A 4,714-nucleotide genomic window follows, 5' to 3' on the forward strand; every position below is an offset into this window, starting at 1 on the left:
AGATGAGAAAAACAAGTATAAAAAATTTCATAGAAATCAATTGAGTTTCTTATTCGACTAACACGATACCTCGAAGCTCTGCTTCGGGGTTATTCATTAATAATAATAGAAAATAAGATGTATAAAGAATTAAAAAAATTCAAAGTCAAAAATCAGTTTAGTTATACAACGGATGATAGTTTAGAAGAGGTTTGCAATGCTACGGAAGCAGGAAGCGGCGTTTTCCTTGTCTATACTATTGATGGAGAAGAGAAAGAATTGATTATGGTAGGGTCTACCGGAACGATTCAAAATGATGGTACTTTGAAAAGCAAAAATGGCGGTTTGTTCGATAAAATCGTAAACGGACATCAATTTGCGAAAACTGGAAGAAAATATTCTTGGCCAGCACAAATGAAACTGGAAAAAATTGAAAGATTGGAAGTGTATTGGTACGAAACTTTCAACGAGAAAAATAAAGTAATTCCAACTTTTGTAGAAGGACAAATTTTACAGAATTTCTTGGATGAAAATGGAAAATTGCCAAGATGGAATGTGGCTTTTTAGTTAATTCTTATAAAATAATTTTAAAGCCTCGCGTTTGTGAGGCTTTTTTTATAATTAAAAAGGACTGGACCATTTTGCATCAACATATACATTGGTTCCTGAAAGGGTTTTTAGAAAAGCAATCAAAGCATCTACTTCAGGAGCAGTTAGATTTAATTGTTGTCCAAAACCGCTTGGAGCCAATCTTGGATCAAGATTTGTATTTCCTGGTGCGAGATTAATTTTGCTATAATGACCAATTACATTTTGAAGAGTAGTAAGATTTCCGGTGTGCATCATTGGACCATTTGTTGTTCCGTCAGTTTTAACCAAATTCCGTAACGATGGAGCTCTTGTATTTGTAATATCAATTCCAGTTCCGTTTAAAACGCCAATTATTCCATTATTTTTTGTGTTGGGATCAATATCAAATTCGGGAGCTGCATGACAAGCAGCACAACCAACTCCTCCAGCAGTTCTAGAACCAGTCGCATTAAAAACAGGTGGTGTTAAAAATAGATTTTTACCTTGGTTTTCTTGAGCTGTAAAATTAGTAAAAGGCTGGTTATCATTCGCAACCAAAGCTCTTCCAAGATCGTATTTTGAATCAAATGACTGAATACTTCTTACGAATTGTGCTAAAGCCAATTGAATTTTATTTTCAGTGATTTCTTCGGAACCAAAAGCATATTTAAACAATTCTTTATAATAGCCGATGTTTTGAAGTTTTGTAATTAGCGTTGCAATGTTTCCATCTCCGCTTGTTCCGCTAAATCCCATTTCGATATGATTTTGAATAGGTTGCGTTGTTTGAATCTCTAAAGTGGAAACTCTTTCGTCCCAAAAGAATTTGTTTTCTACTGAAAACCTTGAATTTGCTAAACGCATTGAATGTCTTGTTGTTGTTCCGTTTACACCATCACTGGCTAAGGCAATATCTCCAAAAGCATTAGCTTGAATATGACACGAAGAACAAGAAATAGTATTATTTGATGATAAATTGGTGTCATAAAATAAAACTCGTCCTAGAGTTGCTCCTTTATCGGTGATTGGGTTTCCAGCGGTATTATCTTTTGTAATATAAGCTGGTTTTCCTTGGTTTGCATAATTGCTTGGAATATTCAAGTCAATTTTACCTGCAAATTTTGCGGTCACATTTGGATATAAATCAGTTGATCCGGAATCATTACCATTGCTACAAGAAAATAGTACTAATACAAAGGCTACTAATAAAAGTGAAGTGATGTTTTTCATAAATAAATCAAGGGTTTAAGATTGGCTATTTTTTCAATTGTTAAAAGCTAACGAATTTTAAGACTAATTATTTTTTAAATGGTTTAATTGGAAGTAGAATTTTTTTTCAAACAAACAATTATTGTTATATTTGGCGAGTGTTAATTAGCCCTGATTACTTCACTTCACTTTTATTTTAATAGGAGTTCAGTGAATTTCATTTGCAGTGAAAATCCCGCGATTTTGGGCGTGGATTGTAACGTATAGCAGGAAAAAGCTCCAAATAAAAATCAAATTAATCATAAAATATGAAATTACTCGAAGGAAAAGTTGCCATCATTACTGGCGCAAGTCGCGGAATAGGAAAAGGAATTGCAGAAATTTTTGCAAAAAACGGTGCAAACGTTGCGTTTACGTATAGTTCATCTGTAGAATCTGCTTTGGCATTAGAAAAAGAATTGAACGAAATGGGGATAAAAGCCAAAGGATATCAATCGAATGCTGCCGATTTCAATGAAGCGCAAACCTTTGTTGATGCTGTTTTGGCTGAGTTTGGAACTGTTGATATTTTAATTAATAACGCCGGAATTACAAAAGATAATTTGCTAATGCGTATGTCCGAAGCTGATTTTGACAATGTAATTAATGTTAACTTGAAATCGGTTTTCAATATGACCAAAGCGATTCAAAGAACTTTCTTAAAGCAACGCTCGGGTTCAATCATCAATATGAGTTCTGTAGTAGGAATTCAGGGTAATGCTGGGCAAACTAATTATGCGGCATCGAAAGCGGGTGTTATTGGGTTTACAAAATCGGTAGCATTGGAGTTGGGTTCTCGAAATATACGTTGCAACGCAATTGCTCCTGGATTTATCGAAACCGAAATGACGGCAAAATTAAGCGACGAAGCGATTCAAGGTTGGAGAGATAGTATTCCGTTGAAACGTGGTGGATCTACTGAAGATGTTGCTAATGCTTGTCTTTTCTTGGCTTCAGATATGAGTTCTTATGTTACGGGACAAGTTTTGAATGTTTGTGGAGGAATGCTTACTTAAAAAAGTTGACAGTTTTCAGTTTTCAGTTGGCAGCAACTGCAGACAAAACAAAATTTACTGATTACCAAAAAATATGACGACAAACTCCTTTCTATTTCTTTTACTTTCATTAGTGATAGCAAGTGGTTTGTCTTTTTTTCAATATTATTATAAGGCCAAAACGAAGTCGAATGTGAACTTGGTTTTGGCTTTTCTGCGTTTTGTATCGATTTTTGGAATATTGCTGTTGTTGATTAATCCCATAATTTCCAGAAATACTTTCGAAATAATAAAAACTCCTTTGCCAATCGTTGTTGATAATTCAAGTTCTATTCTTGATTTAAAAGCTAAAGAAACAGCTTTGGAATTGTATAAAAAACTCTCTCAAAACAAGGGTTTACAAGAAAAATTTGATGTTCAATCCTATCGATTTGCCAGTGATTTTCAACCTTCAGAGCAGTTCGATTTCACGGGAAATCAAACTAATATCGATGAAGTTGCAAAAAATCTGAAAGGCATTTATAAGAATGCTACTTTCCCAACAGTTTTAATTACGGACGGAAACCAAACTTCAGGTAATGATTATGTTTATTCTTTTGACGCAAATAATAAAGTTTATCCATTGGTTGTTGGTGATACAACGAAGTTCTTGGATTTGAAAGTGACACAACTGAATGTCAATAAATATGCTTTTCAAAAGAATAAATTTCCTGTGGAAGTGTTTTTGCAGTATTCAGGAAACAAAAGTGTAAATGCTAATTTTAATATATCACAAGGAAATTCGGTTTTGAGCAAGCAAAGCGTTTCTTTTTCTCCATCGAAAAAATCAGTGATTATAAATATATTGCTTCCTGCTGATAAAGTAGGACTGCAAGTTTTTAAAGCTACAATTTTATCCAAAGAAAAAGAGAAGAATACCTATAATAATACTAAGAATTTTGCTGTTGAAATTATTGACCAAAAGACGAATGTTGCCATAGTTTCGGCTATAGATCATCCGGATATTGGCGCATTAAAGCGCGCTATTGAATCTAATGCACAACGAAAAGTAACCATTGTTAAACCTAAAGATATCAAATCATTACAGGATTATACTATTTTAATATTATACCAATCAACAGCTGAATTTAAGTCGGTTTTTGAGAATAATAAATTAGCTGGAATTAACACTTTTATTATTACTGGAACCAATACCGATTTCAATTTTTTGAACCAACAACAAAATAATTTGGTTTTTAAAATGAGCGGTCAGAAAGAAGATTATTTAGCGGAATTTAATTCGCAATTTAATCTCTTTGCCATTGATAATTTAGGTTTCGAAAATTTTCCGCCTTTGCAAAATGCTTTTGGCACTGTAACCACAAACGGAAATGTTTCGACATTACTTTCTTCGAAAATCAGAAATATTGATACTAATTTTCCTTTATTGGCTTTCACCGAAAATCAGGGAAAACGTTCCGCTTTTCTTTTGGGAGAAAACCTTTGGAAATGGCGTTTGCAAAGTCACGTTGATAATCAATCATTCGAAAAATTCGATATTTTTATAGACAAAATCATTCAGTTTTTGACTTCCAATAATTCTAAAAAATCATTGGTTGTCAATCACGAAAATTTCTATAATTCTGGTGAATCAATAGAGGTTTCGGCGCAATATTTCAACAAAAATTATGAATTTGATGAGAAAGCACGTTTGACAATTTCGGTAACCAACATTAAAACAAAGCAAACCAAAAACTATGATTTATTAAAGGGAAACAATTCCTTTAAAGTAAATCTTGATGGATTAATGGCTGGACAATATAATTTTGCTGTAAAGGAATTAAATTCAAAAACTACTTATTCGAGTCATTTTGAAATTCTGGATTTTGATATCGAAAAGCAATTTGTGAATCCGGATGTGGAGAAATTAAACCAATTGGCTC

The 4,714-nt window shown here is 33.1% G+C and carries 4 protein-coding genes; 3 read left to right on the forward strand and 1 reads right to left on the reverse strand.

Annotated features, from left to right (window positions below):
* Window positions 1-117 precede the first annotated feature (117 nt).
* Window positions 118-546: a hypothetical protein gene (locus tag ACH2BV_RS12815; protein WP_395051126.1), complete on the forward strand. Its 429-nt coding sequence runs from the start codon at window positions 118-120 to the stop codon at window positions 544-546.
* A gap of 54 nt (window positions 547-600) precedes the next feature.
* Here the strand turns inward: ACH2BV_RS12815 and ACH2BV_RS12820 are convergent, their stop codons facing one another.
* Window positions 601-1,779 (reverse strand): cytochrome-c peroxidase, encoded by a 1,179-nt coding sequence (locus tag ACH2BV_RS12820; RefSeq protein WP_395051127.1) that lies wholly within the window; start codon window positions 1,777-1,779, stop codon window positions 601-603.
* A 287-nt stretch (window positions 1,780-2,066) separates the two neighbouring features.
* Here ACH2BV_RS12820 and fabG point away from each other — a divergent pair, with 287 nt between their 5' ends.
* Window positions 2,067-2,813 (forward strand): 3-oxoacyl-[acyl-carrier-protein] reductase, encoded by a 747-nt coding sequence (fabG, locus tag ACH2BV_RS12825; protein ID WP_395051128.1) that lies wholly within the window; start codon window positions 2,067-2,069, stop codon window positions 2,811-2,813.
* A 73-nt stretch (window positions 2,814-2,886) separates the two neighbouring features.
* On the forward strand, window positions 2,887-4,714 hold a 1,828-nt coding region (locus ACH2BV_RS12830), incomplete at its 3' end, for a hypothetical protein (RefSeq protein ID WP_395051129.1).

The sequence above is a fragment of the Flavobacterium sp. genome (genome assembly GCF_043780635.1).
Classification (GTDB): domain Bacteria; phylum Bacteroidota; class Bacteroidia; order Flavobacteriales; family Flavobacteriaceae; genus Flavobacterium.

Excerpts from the sequence above, each read along its gene's own strand:
- ACH2BV_RS12815 (WP_395051126.1), top strand. The coding sequence starts at position 118 with ATGTATAAAGAATTAAAAAAATTCAAAGTCAAAAATCAGTTTAGTTAT.
- fabG (WP_395051128.1), top strand. The coding sequence starts at position 2,067 with ATGAAATTACTCGAAGGAAAAGTTGCCATCATTACTGGCGCAAGTCGC.
- ACH2BV_RS12820 (WP_395051127.1), bottom strand. The coding sequence starts at position 1,779 with ATGAAAAACATCACTTCACTTTTATTAGTAGCCTTTGTATTAGTACTA.